The 2,900-nt window shown below is 38.3% G+C and carries 3 protein-coding genes; all 3 read right to left on the bottom strand.

Translation table 11 applies throughout. The annotated features are described in order from the left end of the window. Positions 1-104: 104 nt before the first annotated feature. Positions 105-878: a 7-cyano-7-deazaguanine synthase QueC gene (queC, locus tag QZ265_RS10430; protein WP_296405933.1), complete on the bottom strand. Its 774-nt coding sequence runs from the start codon at positions 876-878 to the stop codon at positions 105-107. Between the two features lie 242 nt (positions 879-1,120). Then, entirely contained in the window at positions 1,121-2,005 is an 885-nt protein-coding gene (locus tag QZ265_RS10425) for a class III extradiol ring-cleavage dioxygenase (protein ID WP_296405932.1), read from the bottom strand. Positions 2,006-2,201: 196 nt separating this feature from the next. Then, positions 2,202-2,690, bottom strand: coding sequence for a 23S rRNA (pseudouridine(1915)-N(3))-methyltransferase RlmH (gene rlmH, locus QZ265_RS10420; protein ID WP_296405930.1), 489 nt, complete (start codon positions 2,688-2,690; stop codon positions 2,202-2,204). Between the last annotated feature and the right edge of the window lie 210 nt (positions 2,691-2,900).

Raw genomic sequence — 2,900 nt, 5'->3', positions numbered from 1 at the left:
TATCATACTATTTCTTTGAGGGATAGTGCGTAAGTTCTATATTAATGTAATAAATTTCGCTTAGCCTAAGTTGATAGCGTGGTCAAAACGCATTAATTTAATTTTTAACCTTCAACGTAATGGGTAGGATCTACAACGCTAGCATCGCTAAAGCCTCTTCTTCGTAAAGTACAACTGTCACAAACACCGCAAGCACGACCGTAGCTATCAGCTTTATAGCAAGAAATAGTCTGTGAATAGTCGACCCCTAGTGAGCTACCTAGTTCAATAGTTTGCGCTTTTGAAAGTTTTTGTAGTGGGGTTTGAATATGCAGTTTATGTCCTGTCACGCCTGCTTTGGTCGCCAAGTTTGCCATGGCTTCAAAGGCTTGGATATACTCTGGTCGACAATCAGGATACCCAGAATAATCAACTGAGCTAACCCCGATAACAATATGATTTGCATCCGTTACTTCAGCCACTGCAAGCGCATAGGATAAAAATATAGTATTGCGAGCAGGCACATAAGTGTTTGGGATAGCTTGATTATCAATAGCATCCGTATGAGTGGGAAACTTATCTACATCGCCGTCAGGAACGTTCATATCATGATCGGTCAAAGATGAACCACCCAACTGAGCTATATCTATATCAATGATTTTATGGTCCACGCCAGCCTGTTGAGCAATAGTTTTTGCAGCTACCAATTCACTGTTATGGCGCTGTCCGTAATTAAAGCTTACCGCCGTTACTTTGTTATAACGATTCTTTGCCCAATACAAACAGGTCACAGAGTCCAAACCACCAGACAATAGAACAACAGCATTTTGTTCACTGTTGGCTAGATTTTGATTTAAGTTATCTGATTGATTAGAGGAAGATGTTAATGCAATAGTCATGAGTAAAATACCAAATAGTGTATAAGGCTAATGTTTAATACAGCTTATGTATAGAACAACTTACGAAGAAGTTGAAAATCGGTTGGCTCATTAAAGATATAAATGATAAAGATATGAATGGATTTAGCAAATAGGTAATATTCTATCAAATATGGTCAAGGCCTGCGTTTATTTGCGACATTTAAAATAAAGAAGTGCTAGCTATAAACCTGAGATCAGTAAATATATACTAAAGCTCAGCGTCAGTCGAAACGATAAAAGTCCATACCTAAACTATGATGAGCCATGCTTTCATGAACCACCGAAACACGTTGACCACAACCCAGTGCAAAAAATAATGGCAACAAATGCTCTGAGGTAGGGTGTACTTTTTCAATTTCAGGGAATTTACTCCACTCCAAAGCTTCAGGAATATCCGTTTTTAAATGTTTTAACAGCCAAACTCTAAAAGATATTGCAAGATCATCTTCAGTATCAGCATGCCACTTAATAGCGCCTAAATTATGGGTGATATTGCCAGAACCAATGATTAATATTTGCTCTTCACGTAGTTTTGAAAACAAGCTCCCCAATTGATAGCAGGCATAGGCATCAAAGTAGTTGGGTAATGAAAGTTGTACTATGGGTATATCAGCTTTAGGATAAAGATGCATCAATGGAGCCCACACCCCATGATCTAGAGGTCGCAATGGGTTTAGACTGTTTATTACTCCCATCTTATTGAGCTGAGTTGATAAAGATTCAGCAAGTTCTGGCGCACCTTTAGCAGGATATTCGATACGGTGTAAAGCCTCATCAAAACCTGAGAAATCATGCCAGGTTTGAGGCTGAGCATTACTTGCTATTTCTAAGGATCCGGTTACCCAGTGTGCTGACATGATTATAATAGCTTTAGGCGTGGGTAAGTTTTGACCGGTACGTGCTAACGCATTGGTAGTAGTGTTTTTTTCGAGTGCCAAAGTTGGCGCACCATGTGATATAAACAGCGCTGGTAAGGTTGCCAGTGATTGTATCGAGCGAATATTTCGCTTAACGTTGAAAGTCGTCACTGGCTCGAAGCTAGTAAGCGGAGTCACTGCAACAGGTGCACTGAAGGTTGAGCTGTGGGTATTTTTTGAATATGTCATAAGGTATTTATGGGGGCCTAGCGTTTTTTTTAAAGTTTTTGAATATAGGTAAAAAATATAGGTAAAAAAATAAGTAAAAAATATGAAGATTTTAGAAAACCAGCCCTTTTGTTAACTTATGATGAGCTAAGCGCTAAACTTTATGGGTGATCCAATCATTAACGAGCCAATCTGATTGATAAGTTTTAAAGAATACTTAGTTGCCCCGATGATAAGGGTGATTGTTATTAATGCTCATGGCACGATAAAGCTGCTCCATAAGAACCACTCGAACCAAAGGGTGCGGCAAAGTTAGTGGCGATAAAGACCACTTAAAGTCAGCAGATGCCAACACTTCTGGTGATACTCCGTCAGGCCCGCCAATTACTAATGCTACATCATCACCGACTTGCATAGCTTCACTTAGCTTATCTGCCAATTGTTCAGTAGACATCATCTTACCTTTAACATCCAATACCCATAGCTTTTCACGTGGATTATTCTGATGCATGGCCAAAAGAATTTTGCCCTCTGAGTCTCGATATTGTGCCAAATTAGCATCTGAAGGGCTTTTCGCTCTTTTGGCTGCTGGCAAGTCTAAAATATCAGTGCTAAGCATGGGTTGAATACGTTTATGGTATTCATTAAACCCAGTATCGATCCACTTTGGCATTTTAGTACCGATACTTAAGATTCTTAATTTCATATAATAGAGTACCTATTAATACAAGAGAAATGATCTGTAACATATATCAGTTAATAATTAACAGTTTAGCTCGTTAAATAGTCATTTTTTGAAAAGTTCAACCACCATTAAAGTGTTGAATAGAATCTAAATGTCAACCTAGAATCATTTAATTTGAAACCTTTGCACGATAAGAATAAACCATCCCTAAATCTCAACTTTCACTAAAAA

This window comes from Psychrobacter sp. (genome assembly GCF_018260395.1).
Classification (GTDB): Bacteria; Pseudomonadota; Gammaproteobacteria; order Pseudomonadales; family Moraxellaceae; genus Psychrobacter.
This window is presented reverse-complemented; position numbering and strand designations above follow the sequence as displayed.